This is a genomic window from Methanoculleus sp. UBA208 (genome assembly GCF_002498065.1).
GTDB lineage: Archaea > Halobacteriota > Methanomicrobia > Methanomicrobiales > Methanoculleaceae > Methanoculleus.
This window is the reverse complement of sequence record NZ_DAFZ01000058.1, coordinates 11,652-29,405: the sequence shown is the minus strand read 5'-3', so window position 1 is coordinate 29,405 and position 17,754 is coordinate 11,652. Positions and strand designations below refer to the sequence as shown.

The 17,754-nt window shown below is 64.0% G+C and carries 21 protein-coding genes; 7 read left to right on the top strand and 14 right to left on the bottom strand.

Annotation, left to right across the window (positions count from 1 at the left end; genetic code table 11):
* Positions 1 to 71: 71 nt before the first annotated feature.
* A complete protein-coding gene (locus BRA62_RS06195; protein ID WP_292365704.1) occupies positions 72 to 1,355 on the top strand; it encodes a PAS domain S-box protein in 1,284 nt (427 codons plus the stop codon).
* A gap of 4 nt (positions 1,356 to 1,359) precedes the next feature.
* On the opposite strand, the gene BRA62_RS06190 is transcribed toward BRA62_RS06195, so the two are convergent.
* A complete protein-coding gene (locus BRA62_RS06190) occupies positions 1,360 to 2,145 on the bottom strand; it encodes an MBL fold metallo-hydrolase (RefSeq protein ID WP_292365703.1) in 786 nt (261 codons plus the stop codon).
* Between the two features lie 207 nt (positions 2,146 to 2,352).
* Complete coding sequence (locus tag BRA62_RS06185; RefSeq protein ID WP_292365702.1) at positions 2,353 to 2,595, bottom strand: hypothetical protein; 243 nt, start codon at positions 2,593 to 2,595, stop codon at positions 2,353 to 2,355.
* A gap of 47 nt (positions 2,596 to 2,642) precedes the next feature.
* Here BRA62_RS06185 and BRA62_RS06180 point away from each other — a divergent pair, with 47 nt between their 5' ends.
* A complete protein-coding gene (locus BRA62_RS06180) occupies positions 2,643 to 3,281 on the top strand; it encodes a P-loop domain-containing protein (RefSeq protein WP_292365701.1) in 639 nt (212 codons plus the stop codon).
* A gap of 215 nt (positions 3,282 to 3,496) precedes the next feature.
* Here the strand turns inward: BRA62_RS06180 and BRA62_RS06175 are convergent, their stop codons facing one another.
* The 5 genes from BRA62_RS06175 to BRA62_RS06155 all read right to left on the bottom strand — a co-directional run bounded on the left by BRA62_RS06175 (position 3,497) and on the right by BRA62_RS06155 (position 8,012).
* A complete protein-coding gene (locus BRA62_RS06175; protein ID WP_292365700.1) occupies positions 3,497 to 4,582 on the bottom strand; it encodes an ABC transporter ATP-binding protein in 1,086 nt (361 codons plus the stop codon).
* 4 nt (positions 4,583 to 4,586) lie between these two features.
* Positions 4,587 to 5,288 carry an ABC transporter permease gene (locus tag BRA62_RS06170; protein ID WP_292365699.1) on the bottom strand — a complete coding sequence of 234 codons (702 nt, stop codon included), beginning with the start codon at positions 5,286 to 5,288 and terminating at the stop codon, positions 4,587 to 4,589.
* Between the two features lie 52 nt (positions 5,289 to 5,340).
* Positions 5,341 to 6,267 carry a substrate-binding domain-containing protein gene (locus BRA62_RS06165; protein ID WP_292365698.1) on the bottom strand — a complete coding sequence of 309 codons (927 nt, stop codon included), beginning with the start codon at positions 6,265 to 6,267 and terminating at the stop codon, positions 5,341 to 5,343.
* Between the two features lie 151 nt (positions 6,268 to 6,418).
* Positions 6,419 to 7,117: an ABC transporter substrate-binding protein gene (locus BRA62_RS06160; protein WP_292365697.1), complete on the bottom strand. Its 699-nt coding sequence runs from the start codon at positions 7,115 to 7,117 to the stop codon at positions 6,419 to 6,421.
* A gap of 88 nt (positions 7,118 to 7,205) precedes the next feature.
* Positions 7,206 to 8,012: a uridylate kinase gene (locus BRA62_RS06155; RefSeq protein ID WP_292365696.1), complete on the bottom strand. Its 807-nt coding sequence runs from the start codon at positions 8,010 to 8,012 to the stop codon at positions 7,206 to 7,208.
* Positions 8,013 to 8,105: 93 nt separating this feature from the next.
* On the opposite strand from BRA62_RS06155, the gene BRA62_RS06150 reads away from it, so the two are divergent.
* Entirely contained in the window at positions 8,106 to 8,339 is a 234-nt protein-coding gene (locus BRA62_RS06150) for a hypothetical protein (RefSeq protein ID WP_292365695.1), read from the top strand.
* A 50-nt stretch (positions 8,340 to 8,389) separates the two neighbouring features.
* Positions 8,390 to 8,758, top strand: coding sequence for a hypothetical protein (locus BRA62_RS06145; RefSeq protein WP_292365694.1), 369 nt, complete (start codon positions 8,390 to 8,392; stop codon positions 8,756 to 8,758).
* Here BRA62_RS06145 and BRA62_RS06140 read toward each other — a convergent pair.
* From BRA62_RS06140 to modA, 4 genes are read right to left on the bottom strand one after another with little or no spacing between them, the layout of a single operon-like run.
* Positions 8,731 to 9,786 carry an ATP-binding cassette domain-containing protein gene (locus tag BRA62_RS06140; RefSeq protein ID WP_292365693.1) on the bottom strand — a complete coding sequence of 352 codons (1,056 nt, stop codon included), beginning with the start codon at positions 9,784 to 9,786 and terminating at the stop codon, positions 8,731 to 8,733. The genes BRA62_RS06145 and BRA62_RS06140 overlap by 28 nt on opposite strands.
* An 11-nt stretch (positions 9,787 to 9,797) precedes the next feature.
* A complete protein-coding gene (locus tag BRA62_RS06135; RefSeq protein ID WP_292365692.1) occupies positions 9,798 to 10,595 on the bottom strand; it encodes an ABC transporter permease in 798 nt (265 codons plus the stop codon).
* Complete coding sequence (gene tsaA / locus BRA62_RS06130; protein WP_292365691.1) at positions 10,592 to 11,095, bottom strand: tRNA (N6-threonylcarbamoyladenosine(37)-N6)-methyltransferase TrmO; 504 nt, start codon at positions 11,093 to 11,095, stop codon at positions 10,592 to 10,594. The genes BRA62_RS06135 and tsaA overlap by 4 nt, the downstream gene beginning before the upstream one ends.
* A gap of 24 nt (positions 11,096 to 11,119) precedes the next feature.
* Positions 11,120 to 11,938, bottom strand: coding sequence for a molybdate ABC transporter substrate-binding protein (gene modA / locus BRA62_RS06125; RefSeq protein WP_292365690.1), 819 nt, complete (start codon positions 11,936 to 11,938; stop codon positions 11,120 to 11,122).
* Between the two features lie 179 nt (positions 11,939 to 12,117).
* Between modA and BRA62_RS06120 the strand changes: the two genes are divergently transcribed.
* Both BRA62_RS06120 and BRA62_RS06115 read left to right on the top strand, forming a co-directional pair.
* On the top strand, positions 12,118 to 13,251 hold the full coding sequence (locus tag BRA62_RS06120) for a putative sulfate/molybdate transporter (RefSeq protein WP_292365689.1): 1,134 nt from the start codon (positions 12,118 to 12,120) through the stop codon (positions 13,249 to 13,251).
* Between the two features lie 40 nt (positions 13,252 to 13,291).
* Complete coding sequence (locus BRA62_RS06115; RefSeq protein WP_292365688.1) at positions 13,292 to 13,567, top strand: SemiSWEET family sugar transporter; 276 nt, start codon at positions 13,292 to 13,294, stop codon at positions 13,565 to 13,567.
* A gap of 87 nt (positions 13,568 to 13,654) precedes the next feature.
* Here BRA62_RS06115 and BRA62_RS06110 read toward each other — a convergent pair whose 3' ends face one another.
* The 3 genes from BRA62_RS06110 to BRA62_RS06100 form a co-directional block, all read right to left on the bottom strand.
* Entirely contained in the window at positions 13,655 to 14,743 is a 1,089-nt protein-coding gene (locus BRA62_RS06110; RefSeq protein WP_292365687.1) for an ABC transporter ATP-binding protein, read from the bottom strand.
* Between the two features lie 4 nt (positions 14,744 to 14,747).
* Positions 14,748 to 15,443: an ABC transporter permease gene (locus BRA62_RS06105; protein WP_292365686.1), complete on the bottom strand. Its 696-nt coding sequence runs from the start codon at positions 15,441 to 15,443 to the stop codon at positions 14,748 to 14,750.
* Positions 15,444 to 15,513: 70 nt separating this feature from the next.
* A complete protein-coding gene (locus tag BRA62_RS06100) occupies positions 15,514 to 16,491 on the bottom strand; it encodes a substrate-binding domain-containing protein (protein WP_292365685.1) in 978 nt (325 codons plus the stop codon).
* A gap of 130 nt (positions 16,492 to 16,621) precedes the next feature.
* On the opposite strand from BRA62_RS06100, the gene hisD reads away from it, so the two are divergent.
* Positions 16,622 to 17,754, top strand: a 1,133-nt coding sequence (hisD, locus tag BRA62_RS06095) for a histidinol dehydrogenase (protein WP_292365684.1), incomplete at its 3' end; no start/stop codon positions are given.

Here is a 17,754-nt window from a genome sequence, read left to right as displayed (position 1 = left end):
ACAGGTAAAACCTCCTACGTACAGCGCTTACGGGCCCGAATACACAATTATACCGGGGAGGACCGGTTGCCATGACGGGAAACAATACTACTCACGATGCCGGGAGGGGGGTGCCCGGGGCCGACGACGCCCGGGAATCACCGCACCTTGGAGAAGATGTCTATACCTCGATCCTCCACGAAGCGCCGGACGGACTCGTCCTGGTGAATGGCGAGGGCGAATTCCGGTACCTGAACCCGGCGTTCACCCGGATCACCGGATATACCCGGGAGGATGTCCCGACTCTCGCTCTATGGTTCGAGCGTGCCCACCCGAACCCGGTATACCGGGAGAAAGTGCTGGATATGGGGCAGGAATTGCTCCGGGGCGACCGGGATACCATGGTTGCCAGCGTGGTCTGCCGGGACGGAAAAGTGCGCGATGTCGAGCTCCGGCGGGCGTCGATCGAGGGTGGCCGCGTCCTGCTCACCGTCCGGGACATCACCGAGCAGGTGCTGACCGAAGAGCACCTCAGGCAGGCCACATCCGAACTGACCGCGGTGATCGAAGCGTTTCCCGATCTCTTCATCCGGCTGAACGCCGACGGCACGATCCTCGACTCCAGGGCGGGGAGGCTCGCGGAGACGCCGCTTGTGCCCCGGACGCTGCTCGGGCGGCGGATACAGGATCTCTTCCCCGCCGGGATAGGGGAGGCGCTCCTGGGTGCACTGCAGGAGGCCGTCCGGACGGATGCGTCGGCCGCGCCCCTGGAGTTCAGCCACACGGAGAATGAAGAGACCCGGTACTACGAAGCCCGCGTCGTACCGCTGTACGAGATGCACCTGATGGTCATCCTCAGGGAGATCACGGAGCGCAAGAAGGCGGAGGAAGAGCTGCACCGGCACCGCGAGCATCTGGAGGAACTCGTTGCCGAGCGAACCGCCGAACTCGAACGTGCGAACCAGCAGCTCGAGCGTCTTCTCTACTGCATCGAGGCGACCGAACGAAAAACCGCGGAGGAGTGGCTGGACTCATTGGTCGAGCAGGGCACCCTTGGTGCGGCTGAACCGGGGGAAGCAAGGATCACCACCGACGCCGCCGGGACGGTCATCATCGTCAGCCGGGAGGCCGAGCTCCTGACCGGCTACACCGGAGAAGAACTGGCCGGAAGACCGATATGGTCTCTCTTTTCGGGCGATGGCCGTGAGCTTCTCACCGGGGAGGTGCTCGGGCGGGGCAGGCCCGTGGAATGTGCGGAAGGGACGGCACTCATGAAAAACGACGGTTCAAAGCAGGCGGTCCGCATCTCCGCCGACCCGATCGTCGATGCTGCAGGCGTCGTGATCGGCGTGGTCTGTACGATCCGGAGAGCGTGAGCGCTCAGAGCCTGAAGCCGTAGGACTCCGGGTGCACCGCCCCGGGGTCCTGGGGCGCCACGGTGACCCCGACCTGGTCGGAGTAGAATCCGAGTCCTTCGAGCGCGGAGAGGAGCACCTTCTCCGGCGTGTTGTTGATCTCGCTTACGTGGGCAAGCATGGCCATATGGATGTGATCGGCGAGCCTCTGCAGGCAGCGGGCGGCATCCGGGTTCGAGAGATGCCCGCGTTTCGATCGGATTCGGCTCTTTAAGTATGCAGGGTACGGGCCGTTCTCGAGCATGTCGGGGCAGTGGTTGCTCTCGAGGAGAACGGCGTCGCAGGACGCGAGCCGGTCGAAGATGGTCGTGGTGACGGTGCCGGTGTCGGTGCAGCACCCGACGCGGAGGTCGCCTTCGGCGACAGAGAACCCGCAGGGCTCCCGGGCGTCGTGGGAGGTGGCGAAGGGCTCGATCGAGAAGTCTCCCACAACGAACTGCTCGCCGTAGCGGCACACCCTGACCTCTGCGGACGTCGTCCCGCATTTCCTGGAGTATGCCTCAAGCGTGCCGCCGGTCGCGTAGACGGGCACGCCAAGCCTCCTTGCCAGGACGTCGACGCCCCGGATGTGGTCGATATGCTCGTGTGTGACGAGAATCGCCTCGACGAGCGTTGCGTCCCCACCGGCGGCTCTGAGGCGGCGAAGGGTCTCACGTGCGGAGAGCCCCGCGTCGATGAGCAGCGCACCCCGTCCCCCTCGCAGGTAGGTGCAGTTTCCCTTGCTCCCGCTGGCGAGGACTGTCAGTTCCATTGTAGAAATGGTGGGCCGTGCGGCTATTTAAGATCAGGGAAGGAGGCCGTGTAAAAAGAGCCTTGGGATCCGGTGCACCATTACCTGATGAGAGCGCATGAGCACGACGGAGGGCTCCTGGCAGGGCGAGATTCACCGGATCATCCTGTGTCTTGGAGACGGCCGGGCACGCATCGACCGGCAGAGGGTGAGGGACCTGGTCAACACCTACCTTGTCAGGTCGCTCGATACGACGGCGCTCCGGTTCAGCCTCCCCGTCCTGCTTCCGGCGCCGGCGGGAGCGTCCGGCCCGGGGGCCGACGGGGCTGCCGGGGTCATCATCGAGGCGATCAAGGCGGCGATCCCCGCCGAACGGGATCTCGGGCCGATCGCAGGGGCCGGGACGGAGCACCCCTCCCACTGCCTGCCGAACGTCGAGCCGGTCACGCTGATCGCGTCGAGGAGCGCCATCGGGACCGACCTCTGGCGGCCGGACCGCGATAACCTGATCGACGGCGGTGGGCTGCGCCTCGTCGTCAGGGGGGTTCTCCCGTATCCCGGGCCGCCGGTTCACCCGGCTCCGGTGCCACCACCGGATCGCGGGCCCAAAGGAGGGCGTCCATGTTTCCTTCCGCTGTCCCGTGGAACTCGACCCGGTCGAGGTGGAGCTTGCGGGGAGCGGCAGGGTCGTGACCGGCCTTGGTCTCCGGCGGCGGGAGGCCTTCGCGGTCGCAGGTTCGAACGCCGAGGGGAAGAGCACCTTCCTCCACGCGGTCGTCGCGGGAGCGGACGACCACGTTGCGGGGGACGGACGGGAGCTTCTCGTCAGCGTCAACGGGATTGCCCGGGCGGAAGCGAACGAGCAGGGACTCGTCGGCGCGGACGTCAGCCTCTTCTTCAGGAGCCTCCCGCCCGGGCTATCGGGCGAACCCCGGGCGGCCTACGGCTGGGGGAGCGGGTCGCTCGTGATGGCGCACAAGATCCAGGCCGCGCTCAGGGCCGCAGTGCCGCTCCTCATCCTCGACGAAGACCGCGCCGCGACAAACCTGCTGGTGCCGGGCTGCCTCCAGAGCGCTGAGGTGACGCCGCTCTCCGCCCTGCTTGCCACTCGCCGCGAGGCGCTTGGCAGATGGGCGTGCAGCTCCCCTCGCACCTGACGGTGCTCGAGCTCCGTTCCTGACGGAACGTCGCACTTCGCCGCCTCGTCGCTCGACATCCTGATCGCACAGGCCGACCGGATCCTGGTTTTTGCCGGCCACGAAGCGCAGGCGCTCGATCCCGGGGAGTTTCGGCGGCGGCTGGATAGGCACCTCGCAGAGGTACGGGAGCATCTTGCGGAGAAAGACCGGAGTTCCTGAGAAGAGGGGCAGGATCAGTCCTCTCCCGCCCGAACGACGTGGACCGACGCCGCCGTAAACGAGGCGGTAACCTGGCTGCCTTCCCTGAGGTCCAGGTCTTCCACCGCCTTCCAGGAGAGGACGGACGAGAGAGGGAATCCGCAGTCGACCGTCACCCTGCTGAACGGGCCGCGCGGGACGACGGACGTCACCGTGCCGGGGAGGATGTTCCCGTCAAAGACCCTCCTCCCTCTGATCGCCGGGGCAATCCGGATATCCTCCGACCGGATGCAGAGAGAGACCCTCTCCCCCCGGGAAAACGGCGATCTCGTCCGGATCCGGGCGCTGCCGATGTCGACGGCAGACATGCCGTCTTCAGCGGCCACGACGACCCCGTCGACGACGTTCTCGATGCCGACGAACCGGGCGACGTTCCGGCTTGCCGGGAGGGTGAAGACCTCTCTCGGTGTCCCCACCTGTGCAAACGCCCCGTCCATCAGCACCCCTATCCGGTGGGCGAGCCGCTGCCCCTGGTACATGTCGTGGGTCGAGAAGACGATCGTCGTGCCGAGGTCGCGGTTGATCCGGATGACCAGATCCTCGATCTTCTCCACCGAGACCGGGTCGAGGTTCGCGGTCGGCTCGTCCATCAGAAGGACTTCCGGCTCGATCACCATCGCCCGGGCGAGAGCCACCCGCTGCATCTCACCGCCCGAGAGCGTCCGCGCTCTCCGCTCTCCATAGCCGGCAAGGCCGACAATCTCGAGGGCATCTTCGACCTTCTCGCGGATCGCCCTCTCGTCCGCAGCCCGGAACCGGAGCCCGACTGCGATGTTCTCCGCGACCGTCGTGTTGAAGACGGCGGGCTTCTGGAAGACCATCCCCATCATCCGTCGGATGGAGAGACTCTGCCCCTTATCGGCGTGGATGTCGGTGCCGTCGATCCGGATCGCCCCTCCCGTCGGGGTATCGAGGAGGTCGACGAGGCGTAGCAGGGTCGACTTCCCGGCCCCGCTCGGCCCGATGACGGCAAAGATCTCTCCCTGCTCGACCCGTCCCGTGACGCCGGCAAGTACCGCCTTGTCATCGAACCGTTTTGAGACGTCTTCAAATTCGATCATGAGGTCACCGGTGCTGCACTGTTGTTATGGCGAGGTTGACGCCGAGGGCTATTATGAGGAGGACGATCCCGAGCGCGATGGACTCGGAGATGTTTCCCATCGACGTCTCGAGCGATATCGCGGTCGTCAGCACCCGTGTCGAACTCGCAAACGAAGACGCCATGATGTTGCCGCCGACGAGGATCGCTGCCCCGACCTCGGATATCGCCCGCCCGAACCCGATCGCGACGGCCGCGAGGATCGCAAACCGCGCTTCTTTCATGATGTTTACGAGAAACTGGAGGCGTGTTGCTCCAAGTGAGCGGAGGGTGTCCCTGAGGACCGGGTCGACTCCGGAGAGCGCAGAGATGGTGAGACCGGTCATGATCGGCAGGATGAGCACCGTCTGCGCGATGACCATGGCGGTCGGGGTGAAGAGCAGCCGCAGAGATCCGAACGGCCCGACACGGGAAATGAGCAGGAATATGAGCAGCCCGACGACGACGGTCGGTAAGGCGTAGAGTGTCTGGATCAGGTTGATGAGACCCTTCCTGCCGCGGAACGTGCCGAAGTAGATCGCGGCGCCGAGCGGTACGGCAAACAGTGTGGCAAGGACCGTTGCGGTAAGTGAGATGATGACGCTCCTCGCGGCGATGGCCATCACGTCGGGATCGAGCGTGACGATGAGCCTGATTGCTTCTACGAATCCCTCGATGATCTCGTACATGCTCTGCACCTATACGCCGCCGGAGGCAAAAAGGGTGGGATTTCGAGCCCGATCAGGCGATCGGGTCCTTCACTTCAGCCTGGGGGACGCCGATCTTCTCCCAGTCGTCCTGGGCGGCGTAGAAGAGCGGCCGGCCGTACTGGTCGACACCGAAGGATGCTATCTCCTTCTGGACATCGTCGGAGATCATGAAGTTGACCCAGTCTTTCGCGACGGTGCTGTTGATGTCGGGGTACTTGGCCGGGTTGATCTGCATCGCGCAGTAGATGTTGAGCAGGATGTCGCCCTCGTCCACGAGCGTCACCAGATCGAGGTCGCCCTTGTAGGCAAGGTAGGTGCCGATGTCGGAGAGGGTGTAGGCCTGCTTCTCGTTTGCCATCTCAAGGGTTGCGCCCATACCCGTCCCGGCTTCCTGGTACCAGTCGCCGGAGCCCTGCACGTCTGCAGAGTAATTGAATCCGGCTCCCTTCCAGATGGCCTTCTCCTTGGAGTGCGTGCCGGAGTTGTCGCCGCGCGAGACAAAGACCACGCCCGGCGTGCCGGCCATTCCCTTCTCCCGGATGGCGGTGAACGCCGCCTCAGGCTGCATGCCCTTGATTCCTGCCGGGTCGGACTCGGGCCCGACGATGACGAAGTAGTTGTAGGCAAACACGCGCCGGTTGACACCGTAGCCGTCGGCGAGGAAGGCGTCTTCACGCACACGGTCGTGTACCATCAGGACGTCCACGTCGCCCCGCTGCCCGTACTCGATCGCCTTGCCGGTTCCGGCGGAGACGATCAGCACTTCAGCATTGTACTCCTCCTCGAAGATCGGGGTGAGGCGTTCGAGGAGTTTGGTGTCATAGAGGCTCGTCGTCGTGGCGATACGAAGCTGCTGTTTCTCTGCGGGAGTCGGGTCCGATGTCGTCCCGGTACACCCGCAGATGAGCAGGAGGGCGACCATTACGGCCGCAACGGCAAAAAGGGTTCTTCTTTGCATAACTCTCAATTCAAGTGTCGGGGTTTGGACAATTAAATGCAATGGTTATGGTTCTAAGTTAGGTTTATAAAGTTAACTTGGTTGTTTTTAAAAAAGGTAAATGATTTTCTATGGATGATCGGGAGACCGCGGCCGGCAGGCCGCTCCGGGGTCACCCCATCACGATATCGCGGTAGGCATCGCCGTCCGCCTCGACAAAAAGGACCGCCTTTCCCTCGACGCAGGCGGGCTTCGGGAATTTCCTGAGCGCGATAGTGCCTTCCCCGACCGCCGTCCCGTCCCGGGTCATGACCCGGTCGACGCCGGAGGCGAGGATTGCGGCGACCGTCTGGGTACCGCGAAGGTCCCGGGTCGTTCCCTTCTGGATGAACCGGCCGTCGTTGCCGGATGCCGCAAGCCCGACGCCTGCGAGCGCGCCGATAATGCCGTCTTCGGTGCCGCCGAGCCCCTCGAGAAGGACCCCCGCCTGCCGGGCGAGCCCTCGTGCCTGATCCTGCGTCACGATGCTTGTCTTTGCCGAGAAGCCGAAGAGAGAGAGGTCGCTCTTGATCTCCCGGTCGGCGGCGACGCAGATCCCGGGGTCGCTCCCGTCGATGAAGTCGGCGAGCATCAGTTCCTTCGCCGCCGCGAATACCTCGCCTGCGATCCCGTTCCCGGTATCCCGGATATGGATGACCGCGGAACTGTTATGGGATGTGTAGGGGACGGCGGGATGGACAAAGAGCTGGTGGCGGGTCACCCCCGTCACCGTGTAGGACAGGGCGAGTTCTGCTGCAATCGCGCGGGCGAGCCGTCCGGTTCCCCGGGACTCGCGGGTGTCGGTGTCGTCAATGCCAAGGTAGATGGTCATGGGATCGCTCGTTTGCTGTACTATATCCGCTTCCCGGGTAGATGAAGGCTTCTCAGCGGTTAATGAAAAGTGGTTGATTCCGGGGCTGTCAGGCCCGGATGATGGTGCCGATCCGCTCCCCGTTCATGGCTTTTGTGATGTTCCCGGGGACGTGGGCGTTCACGATCTTGATCTCCTTGACATGGAAGGCATCCCGGAGCAACTCGACTGCCATCGGTTCGAGCACCATATCCTCCATATCCATCTCCAGGAGTTCGTCGGCCGTGATATCGGCAATGAACTCGGCGTCGGGGTTTACGAACGGGTTTTCGGTGTAAAGGCCGTTCACGTTCTTCCCGAGGATGCAGTTCTTCGCGCCGACCACTTCCGCCATCAGGAAGGCGCCGGTATCGGTCCGGTGCGGCGGGATGCTCCCGAGTTTCGGTGGGTGCTCGTAGAGCCCGTAGGGCGGGGTGCCCTGCACGACCGGCAGCATCCCGAGGGATATGAGCGAGGGAAGGTTCAGCAAATCGGCGGTATGGATCCTCACACCGTTGTACTTCGAGAAGAGGAGCGAGAGCATGATCGCGTTCTGCTCGCTGATCTTGCCTGCCAGTTCCGCAAGCACCCCCGTCGGCATGCCGAGGTCGATCCCGACATCGAGGATGTGCCGCACCCGGGCGCCGCCGCCGGTGGCGACCAGCACCTTGTGGTTTTTGGAGAGTTCCCCGATCTCTTCGATCAGCGGATAGATCACGTCGCGCCCGTAGTCGATGACGCCGTAGCCGCCGAGCTTGATCACGTTCAGGTCCGGCATGACCCTGACCTGTTTGCCGCTTCTGGTCTCGCGGAGCAGGCCCCGCCGGACCAGGCTTTCGCCCCGCAATTTCGAGTCCATCTCAAATCGTTCTGCCATAGTAACAATCCCTACTCCTTGTATGATAGAAAAAGTTAAGTGTCTTTGCTGTATATCTGCTGGTATACCAACTGGTATGGGATGGAAACAGACATGAAAATTTACGTACGTGAACGCCAGAAAGTCGGCACCGGCGTGAAGCAGCCCCGGTTCCGCGTCGTCGCCGTCGTTGAAGAGCAGGGGGAATCGAAGCACCTGAAGGTCGAGGGAACTCACTTCAGGAAGATCGAGCTCGAACAGATTGCAAAGGACATCGGAGCGGAGGTTATCTACCTCGAGGAGATGCCCGAAGAAGAACGCGGCGAGATGAAGGCAGAAGCGGCATAACCAGACCGACCTCCTTTTTTTGCGCCGGGCGCAAGTACTTCTACGATCGGATGTCCACACACGAACACGACGAAATAATCGATGCGGCCGTCAGGATCCTCCTCGAAGAGGACCGGTGCCTGACCGTCGGCTTTTCTCCGGACGGCATCTCGCTGCGGTTCCCGACGACCCGGAAACTTGCCGAGCATCTCGGGATCCCGCATTACTATGTCCTCCCCCGGTTCGGGGAGATGGAGCGGGACGGGCTGATCCGCCGGGCTGAGCGGGTCGGCATCTCCACCACGGCCGCGGGGACAGAACGTCTCCTCGCGGTCATGGCGGAGCGGCACGGCGAGCGCGCAAAAGAGGTCCTGGGTGCCGGGGTTCTCAGGGCACTCGAGATCCGCGCCGCTCAGTCCTCTTCTTCTCCCGAAGGGTAGACGTGGGCCGCCGAAGGCCGGAAGGCGAGGTGGACTGCGTCGCCGGGGGCAAAGCCGGCCTCCTCGAACCCCTGCCGGGTCAGCGTCACCTTAAACAGAACTCCGGCGTCGACGAAGACCCGGACCAGCCCCCCGTTCGGCCGCACAGAATCCACGCGGCCGAAGACGACGTTTCTTCCGTTCTCTGGCAGAGGCGCCTTCGACAGCAGGATCTCCTCCGGCCGGATTGCAACGGAGACGGGACCGGGTATGCCGTTCTCCGCACGTATCCGGAGATTCCCCACCGCGACCGTTCCGTCGACCGAGCCTGTTCCGCGGAGGAGGTTCTCCACCCCGACAAATCCCGCGACGAAGTCGGAGTTCGGCCTCCGGAAGATCTCCTCCGGCGTCCCCACCTGGACCACGTTGCCGCCGTGCATGATTGCCACCCGGTCGGCGAGTTCGAAGACCTCCTCGAAGTTGTGGGTGATGTGGACGATCGTCGTCCCGGTGGCCTCGTGGATTCGGGCGAGTTCCGCCCGCAGGTTCTCGCGGGTCTTCACGTCGAGCGCAGAGAGCGGTTCGTCCAGCAGCAATGCTTCCGGCTCCATCACCAGCGCCCGGGCAATCGCCGCGCGCTGCTGCTCGCCGCCCGAGAGTGTTCCCGGGTAGCGATGAAGCAGATGGCTGATGTTTAAGAGATCCGCGCTCTCCTGGACCTTCCCGCGGATGAACGCGGGATCGGCGCGGCGGGATCTCAGCCCGAAACCGATATTCGCTTCGACGGTCAGGTGCGGGAAGAGCATGTAGTCCTGGTAGACCATGCCGATGTTCCTCTCCCGTGCGGGGACGTCCGTTATGTCCCGGCCGTTCAAGAGGATCCTGCCCGCATCGGGGCTGTAGATCCCGGCAATCGTCTCAAGAAGGATCGTCTTTCCCGCCCCCGTGGGGCCGAGGACGATGAAGTACTCCCCGTCTTCGACCGAGAGCGAGACGTTCGAGAGCGAAAACTCCCCGAGGCTTTTAGAAACGGAGTCAATGACAAGCATGGCTGAACCTCCTAGTAGACGTGCGTGGCTCCGCCGTAGCGCTCGAAGGCGTAGAGCGAGACGACCGAGATCATGATGAGGATCGTCGCCGCAGCGATAGCATACTCGAGTTTTCCGGTGGACATGTTCAGGAAGAGCGAAAGCGGGAGCGTCTCGGTCTTCATCCGGGTTGCGCCGGCAAGCATCAGCGCGGCGCCGAACTCACCGATCCCCTTCGACCAGGTGATCACCGACCCTGCAAGGAGGCCGTTTGAGGACATCGGGAGCGTGACCCGCCAGAAGGCCTGCGCGTCGGTGCACCCGAGCGTCTTTGCCACGTACTCGTAGCGGGGGTTGACGCCCTGGAATGTCGAACGGGTCACCCGGAGCATGTAGGGCAGGTTCACGAAGAACTGGGCCATGATGATCCCGAGCGGCGTAAAGACGAAGGTGAGCCCCGCAGCAGCAAGCGATTTGCCTATCGGGGATACACCGAAGAAGAGCAGGAGCCCCACGCCCGCCACGAGCGGCGGGAGTGCCATCGGGATGTCCATCACCATGTTCATCAGGGATTTGCCCGGGAACGTGTAGCGGGCGAGCGCATAGGCCACCGGCACGGCGACCAGGATGCAGAGGAGCGTGGAGACGACGGAAGTGATGATCGAGAGCCTGACGGCAAACTGGATCTCCTCGGAGAGAAGGCACTCGATAAGGACGCTCGCCGGGGAGTGGGTGACCACCCCGAGGAGGACCAGCACGATGAAGGCGGCGATGAGAAGGGCGACCAAGACGGTCGCCGTCCGGAAACGGGAAGTATCACGCCGACTCATGAGGTCTCCTCATGCTCCCGGAGGTCTTTTGGGGAGAAACTCCGGACCTTCACCTCCTCGATATGCCGCGCGTCGACCCAGCCGCTCCTGACGTCGTCGCGGTGATCGAACTGGCGGACGTAGGGCTTGATGTCGAGAAGCGGGGTGCCGTCCAGCACGTCGATTCCGCGGACCCGGACGATATTGCCCTCGACGGAGGCGACTTCGACGAGGGAGATCCCGATCGGGTTCGGGCGGTTGAAGTGGCGTATGGCAAAGATCCCCCGCTCCTTGCTGCCGTCGACGAACGGGCGCTCGCGCAGGCGGAACCCGTTGGCCCGGTGGAAATGGTAGAGGAGGATGATGTGGGAGAATCCCTCGACCCCCTGCAATCCTTCGGCGTATTCGGGAAAGACTTCGATCATCCCCTCTGCTTCAGAGAAGATGCTCTGGATTGGCGTGGTATCCTGATCGGTAAACGGCGAGTGAATGGTTCCGATGATCCGGCAGGTGACTTCCATACGACTTCTCCCTCTCCGGTTCTATCAGGGTTTGACGTCCGCGTAGGTGTCGCTTGGGTAGGTGACGAAACCGTGCCGGGTAAAGATCGCCTTCCCTTCGTTTGAGGTGACGAACGCGGTGAACTGTTCCGCTTCAATGCTGTGCTCAGAAGACGTAAGCACCCCGATGGGAACGATCTTCACCAGGTTCTCCGTGTTCGGGATGTCGATGAGGTCCATCTTCTCCGGCACGTAGAGGTCCTCCCAGATGATGCCGGCGTCGGCCTGCCCCATGGAGATGTAGACCAGCAGTTCGTTCACCGTGCCGCCGCGGGCCACGACGTTCTTCTCCACATCCTCGAGCAGTTTGTTCTTCGCCAGGAGTTTATCGGTCAGCTTCCCGATGGCGGTGGCGGGGTTGTCGCCGAGAACCACCCGGACACCGGGTTTTGCCAGATCCTCAAGAGACGTGATCCCGGCCGGGTTACCCTTCGGGACGGCGATGACCGGGACGTGGTAGACGACGAGGGACTCGTCCCCGACCAGCCCCATGTTGCGGGCCGAATCGAAGTAGGCGGTCGCTCCCGGCATGTAGACGTCGCCCATCTTCGTCAGGTTCATCTGAGTGAGCAGGGTGTTCGAACCCCCGAAGACGTAGTTGATCGGGATGCCGGTCTCGTTCGTGAAGGCCGCCGCGATCTCGTCCATCGGTTCCCGCATGCCCGCGCCGCAGTAGACGAGCAGTTCGGGCTTTGTCGTGTCGGAATCCGCTGGCGTATCTACGGTGGTTCCGGTACATCCGCATGCGAAAGCGGCGGTTGCCGCAACAAGCAGTGCAATAATGAGAAGCAGGTGCGCTTTCATAAGAATAATCACTCATGGGGGCAAAATAAACGTTTACATGTCGGACCAGGTTAAATCATTTAATTTAACTCAGTTATTTAAGTGGGCATGGTAATTGGATTTCACGTCCCGGGCCCGAACATACCGGAACGCCCATCCAAAACCCCAAAAGGGAACCGAGACATAAAGAGAACTGGACAATGGCGGAGAGCACCGGAACGGCGAAGGGCGGCATCCGGATCACCCTCGAGGAGATCGCCGGAGCCGTCGGCGACTTCGGCACCATCTTCCCCATCCTGCTCGGGGTTGCCATCGTCTGCCCGGACGTGAACGTCAGCCACTTTTTCCTCTTCTTCGCCGCCTGGTTCATCATCACCGGACTCTACTACCGCCTCCCGATCCCTATCGAGCCGATGAAGGCTATCGGCGCCATCGTCATCGCCGAAGGGCTCTGTGCCGGCGAGATCGTGGCGTCCGGGATCATCGTCGGTGCGCTCTTCCTCCTTCTCGGACTCGTCGGCGGCATGACCTGGATCGGGGACCGGATCCCGAAAAGCGTCGTCCGGGGCGTCCAGGCAGGGCTTGCGCTTCTCCTCCTGAAGACGTCGCTCGGCTACATCGTCTCCGACGTCCTCGTTGCAGCCATATCCATCGGGATCATCGTTCTCTTCTTCATCGCATCGCAACGGACCCGGGTCCCGGACGTCTCCGCCCTGCTGGTCCTCCTCATCGGGCTTGCCGCCGGTGTCGCCGTGCAGGGGATGCCGCCGTTCCGCCTGATGCCTCTTCCCGCCCTTGTCATCCCTACACCGGCGGACTTCATCGCAGGCACCTGGGACCTCGTCCTCCCGCAGGTGCCGCTCACCCTCGCAAACGCCATCCTCGCCACGTCGCTCCTCACCTACGACCTCTTCCCGAAGAAGGGCGTGGACCCCGATCGGCTCTCCCGGACGATCGGCGCCATGAACCTGGTCTCGACGCCGCTCGGGGGGTTCCCCATGTGCCACGGCGCGGGGGGGCTTGCCGCCATGTACCGGTTCGGCGCGAGGACCGGCGGGGCGAACATCGTCGCCGGCTTCTTCATCCTCATATTCGCCGTCGCCTTCGCCCCGCCGGAGGTGCTGACCCTCATCCCGCTCGGGGTCTTCGGCGCGCTTCTGGTCTTCGTGGCGCTCGAGCTCGGGAAACACAGCGCGAAGACGGATTCGTACCTGGTCACGGGAGCCATCGCCGTCCTCACTCTCGCGATCGGCCTCACCGTCGCGTTCATCGTCGGGATGCTCCTCGCCTACGTGCTGCAACGGTGGGGGAGCAGGCAACAGTCCGGCTCCTGAAGGTACCCGGAACCCCAGGGTTCATGTGGTCGGGCGGGACATGGATGACGGACTCATGGATACCGTCACCGCACTCGGTCTTGCCGCCGGCTCGCTCACCACGCTCTCGTTTGCACCGCAGGTCATCCGGGCGTGGCGCACGCGGTCGACCGCCGACCTCTCGCTTGCGATGCTCGTCGTCCTCCTCGCAGGCGTCCTGCTCTGGCTCGCCTACGGGTTGGTGAAAGCGGATCTTGCCATCGTCGCGGCGAACGCGGCCACCGCCGCCCTCATCGGCCTGATCCTCTCGCTGAAGACGATGAACGGGTTTTCCTGACGCTCCCGAACCGACCCGGCGGCTATAAAATAGCGGGAATCGTCAATGGCAGGTACTTCTATGTCTCCCTGAAAGGGATTCAGCGCTTCACCCCGCCCCGCTCCGGGGGATCAGGTGGACCGCCTTCGCCTGGATGGAGACCCAGACCTGCATGCCGTCGTGAAGGCCGAGGGTCTCCGCCCTCCTCGCGGTCACCAGTGCGACGAGATCGCACCCGCAGTGCACCGTCACGTTCACGAACGGGGCCGTGGGCTCGATGGCGGTAACCGTGGCGGGGAAGAGGTTCTCCGCCTCCTCGAAGCCGGGCTCTCGCCGGTGCAGGGAGACGTCTTCGCCCCGGATGACCATCTCGACCTCCTCGCCCGGCGGGGGAGTCGCCGAGAGGATCTGTTTGCCTCTCGCCTCCGCCACGGTGAGCCCCTCTCTCCGGGAGACGACCCGGCCGGGGATGATGTTCTGGACGCCCACGAACCGGGCGATCCTCAGGTCTGTGGGCTCGTGGAATATCTCGCGTGAAGGCCCTGTCTGGGCGATCGTGCCCTCGATCATCACCCCGACCCGGTGAGCGAGACGCTGCCCCTGCATGAGGTCGTGGGTGCTTATGAGAACGGTCATACCGGCCTCGCGGTTCAGGCTTGTTACGATCGCCTCGATGGTGGCGGTCGAGCCCGGGTCCAGGTTCGCCGTCGGCTCGTCCAGGAAGAGGATTTCGGGCTCGGTCACGAGCACCCTTGATAACGCCACCCGCTGCTGCTCGCCGCCGGAGAGATCGGTCGCCCGGCTCCTGACGTAGCGGGAGAGCCCGACGGCTTCGAGGGCTTCCTTCACCTTCCGGTCGATATCGGCGCCGCGAGCACGGCGGTAGCGCAGCCCCATCGCGACGTTGTCGTAAACGGATGCGTTAAAGACGATCGGTCTCTGGAAGAGCATCCCCATCCGGCGGCGGAGGTCGAGCCAGCGGCCGCGCTCCTCGACCGCATCGATGCCGAAGACCGAGAGTTCCCCGCCGCTCGGCGGCTCGATCAGGTCGAGGATCCGCAGGAGCGTGCTCTTCCCGGAGCCGCTCGGCCCGATAAGCCCAAGGATCTCCCCTTCCCGGACCGAGAGGTCGACGTCGTGCAGGACTTCTAAATTGCCGTAGGATTTTCTGATGTCGTGTGCTTCGATGATCGCCATGGTATCACCGCCGTTGCACGAGAGATAGGGCGATATTCACCCCGAGCGCCACCCCGAGGAGAATGATCCCGAGTGCAATCGAGAGGGAGTAGTCTGCCATCGACGTGTTGAGTGCGATAGCGGTGGTGAGGACGCGGGTGGCGCCCCGGATGTTGCCGCCGACGATCATCACCGTCCCCACCTCGGCGATCGCCCGCCCGAAGCCCAGGAGGACGCCGGCCATGACCGCGAATCGGGCCTCCGCGATGATGGTCACGACAGTCTGGAGCCTGTTCGCGCCGAGCGCGGTGATCGTGTAGCGCTTGTCCCGGTCGATCCCGGAGAGCGCCGAGACCGTCAGCCCCATGAGGAGCGGGATGATGAGGATCGTCTGGGCGACGACCATGCCGCCGGGCGTGTAGAGGAGACGGAGGAACCCGAAGGGGCCGATGTTGGAGAGGAGCAGGAACACGATCAGGCCCACGATGACCGTGGGGAGCGCGTAGAGCGTCTGCAACGTGGAGACGACCGCATGCTTTCCCCTGAACTCGTAGAAGTAGATGAGCGCCCCGATTGGGAGGGCGATCAGGGAGGCGAAGAAGGTGGCGGTGAGGGAGATGTAGAGCGAGCGGATGGTGATCTCCACCACCTGCGGGTCGAGGGTGACGATGAGCTCGATGGCCTCGACGAACCCCTCGATGATCGGGTTCCCGTTCACCACGCGCCCTCACCTTCCGCCACTCCGCCAATCACCTCACCCACATCTCCCCTATCTTTCCTCGATACCTGCTTTATGCCGTCACGGGTACCGGCTCCGCACAGGTGCAGTTGAACGGGGGTTCGGTGCACTCGGGTGCGTAGAGCGGTGTAAAGAGCGGTTTGCCGAACTCCTCGGTGCCGAACTCGCCAATCATCTGCTTCGCCTCGTCCGAGATGAGCCAGTTGATGAAGTCAGCGGCACCCTCTGCGTTCACGTCCGGGTGCATCTCGGGGTTGACGGCAATCGCGCTGTAGCGGTTCAGGAGTTCCGCGCCCTCGGCGACGACCGGCACCAAATCGAGACGGTCGGCAAACGAGAGATAAGTTCCCTCATCGGAGAGCGTGTATGCCTGCTGCTCGTTTGCAAGGATCAAGGTGTCGCCCATGCCCTTGCCGGCCTCGACGTACCAGGCCCCGGAGTCCCGGATCTCCTGTGTGTAGTTGTAGCCGGCCTGCTCCCAGAGCGCCCTCTCCTGGGCATGGGTCCCGGAGTTGTCGCCGCGGGAGACGAAGGCGACGCCCGCCGTTTCGTTCGTCCCGGCCGCGTAGAGCGTCTGGAAGGCTTCCACCGGGCTCATGTTCGCGATCCCCGCCGGATCGGACGCGGGCCCGACGATGATGAAGTAGTTGTAGGCGATGCACCGCGGATTGATACCATAACCGTCGTCGACGAACTGCTGCTCAAGCGCCGGGGCGTGGACGAGCACCATGTCCACATCGCCGCGCCTGGCGGAATCGATGGACTGCCCCGTGCCCTGGGCGATGAACTGGAGGTCAACCCCGGTCTCGTTCTCGTAGACCCGTTCGAGCTCCGCGAGCAGCCCGGCGTTCTCGAGGCTTGTCGTGGTGGCGATCCGCAGGACGTTCGCGCCGCCGGCGGGAGCGGTCGTCGCCGTGCCGGTCGGCGTCTCGTTTCCGCCCGGCGCCGGACTCGTGCATCCCGCGGAGAGGGCGAGAATGAGCAGGATCGCAATGATGCCTGCCGCCGGATGAGTCGTATTCACCTTCATAGCAGCGCGTTAGGGGGGGCATCCTCGGATATATAGCTATCCTGGGCGGAATGTTAATGGGCTCCTTCCCGGGCCCCGGTCGCCGGCGTGGTCGAAACCTTAACGCTCCCGCCCGCCGATTCTTTTCCTCATGTGGCAGGCGCTGGATATCGAGACCTGGATCGCCGGACGGCGGTCGGGCATCGACCGGGTGAAGGGACCGGTCTCTGAGATCGTCGGAAGGGTGCGGGCGGAGGGCGACGCCGCACTGCTCGACCTGACGATGAAGTTCGACGGCATCGATCTCGAGGAGATCGCCGTCTCCGACGAGGAGCGGGAGGCGGCCTACGACGAGGTGGATGCGCAGCTGGTCGAGAGCCTCGTGGAGGCCGAGGCACGGATCAGCCGGTTCCACGAGCTGCAGCGCGGGCGCGATCTCTGGCTGCAGGAGGTGGAGCCCGGGATCACCCTCGGCGTCAGGACGACGCCGCTCTCCCGTATCGGCGCCTACGTTCCCGGCGGGCGGGCGGCCTACCCCTCGACGGCGCTGATGTGTACGGTCCCGGCAAAGGTCGCGGGCGTCGCGGAGATCTGCTGCTGCACCCCGCCGCCGACGAGCCCGATCACGCTCGTCGCGCTCGACATCGCCGGGGTCGATGAGGTCTACCGGGTCGGCGGCGCCCAGGCGATCGCGGCGATGGCGCTCGGGACGGAGACGGTCCCGCGGGTGGAGAAGATCGTCGGCCCGGGCAACGTCTACGTCACCGCGGCGAAGATGCTGCTCCGTGACGAGGCCGAGATCGACTTCCCGGCGGGGCCGAGCGAGATCGCGATCCTCGCGGACGGCACGGCGAACCCGACCTTCATCGCGGCCGATATCCTCGCCCAGGCCGAGCACGACCCGAACGCCGCCTGCGTCCTGGTGACGACCGACGCGGCCATTGCGGATGCGGTCGGGGCCGAGGTGAAGCGGATGGCAGCGAGCGCAGAGCGCCGGGATATCATCGCAAAAGCCCTTGAAAACTCCGGCTACATCGTCGCCGCCGACCTCGACGAGGCCGCGGCGACGGTCGACGGAATCGCCCCCGAGCACCTCTCGATCCAGGTGGCCGACCCGCTTGCCGTCATCAACCGCATCCGGAGCGCCGGGTCGATATTCGTCGGCCCCTACGCGGCGGTGGCCTGCGGCGACTACGCGTCGGGGACGAACCACGTTCTCCCGACGGCGGGGTACGCCAGCCTCTACTCGGGGCTCGACGTGAACCACTTCTGCCGGCGCTCGAC

Coding starts and splice junctions, on each gene's coding strand:
- BRA62_RS06135 (WP_292365692.1), bottom strand. CDS start 10,595: ATGAGTCGGCGTGATACTTCCCGTTTCCGGACGGCGACCGTCTTGGTC.
- BRA62_RS06115 (WP_292365688.1), top strand. CDS start 13,292: ATGGATGACGGACTCATGGATACCGTCACCGCACTCGGTCTTGCCGCC.
- BRA62_RS06195 (WP_292365704.1), top strand. CDS start 72: ATGACGGGAAACAATACTACTCACGATGCCGGGAGGGGGGTGCCCGGG.
- BRA62_RS06120 (WP_292365689.1), top strand. CDS start 12,118: ATGGCGGAGAGCACCGGAACGGCGAAGGGCGGCATCCGGATCACCCTC.
- BRA62_RS06165 (WP_292365698.1), bottom strand. CDS start 6,267: ATGCAAAGAAGAACCCTTTTTGCCGTTGCGGCCGTAATGGTCGCCCTC.
- BRA62_RS06160 (WP_292365697.1), bottom strand. CDS start 7,117: ATGACCATCTACCTTGGCATTGACGACACCGACACCCGCGAGTCCCGG.
- BRA62_RS06140 (WP_292365693.1), bottom strand. CDS start 9,786: ATGCTTGTCATTGACTCCGTTTCTAAAAGCCTCGGGGAGTTTTCGCTC.
- BRA62_RS06190 (WP_292365703.1), bottom strand. CDS start 2,145: ATGGAACTGACAGTCCTCGCCAGCGGGAGCAAGGGAAACTGCACCTAC.
- BRA62_RS06175 (WP_292365700.1), bottom strand. CDS start 4,582: ATGATCGAATTTGAAGACGTCTCAAAACGGTTCGATGACAAGGCGGTA.
- BRA62_RS06100 (WP_292365685.1), bottom strand. CDS start 16,491: ATGAAGGTGAATACGACTCATCCGGCGGCAGGCATCATTGCGATCCTG.
- BRA62_RS06150 (WP_292365695.1), top strand. CDS start 8,106: ATGAAAATTTACGTACGTGAACGCCAGAAAGTCGGCACCGGCGTGAAG.
- BRA62_RS06145 (WP_292365694.1), top strand. CDS start 8,390: ATGTCCACACACGAACACGACGAAATAATCGATGCGGCCGTCAGGATC.
- tsaA (WP_292365691.1), bottom strand. CDS start 11,095: ATGGAAGTCACCTGCCGGATCATCGGAACCATTCACTCGCCGTTTACC.
- BRA62_RS06185 (WP_292365702.1), bottom strand. CDS start 2,595: ATGGCGCTCCTCGACGCGATCAGCGTGACCGGCTCGACGTTCGGCAGG.
- BRA62_RS06155 (WP_292365696.1), bottom strand. CDS start 8,012: ATGGCAGAACGATTTGAGATGGACTCGAAATTGCGGGGCGAAAGCCTG.
- BRA62_RS06170 (WP_292365699.1), bottom strand. CDS start 5,288: ATGTACGAGATCATCGAGGGATTCGTAGAAGCAATCAGGCTCATCGTC.
- BRA62_RS06110 (WP_292365687.1), bottom strand. CDS start 14,743: ATGGCGATCATCGAAGCACACGACATCAGAAAATCCTACGGCAATTTA.
- modA (WP_292365690.1), bottom strand. CDS start 11,938: ATGAAAGCGCACCTGCTTCTCATTATTGCACTGCTTGTTGCGGCAACC.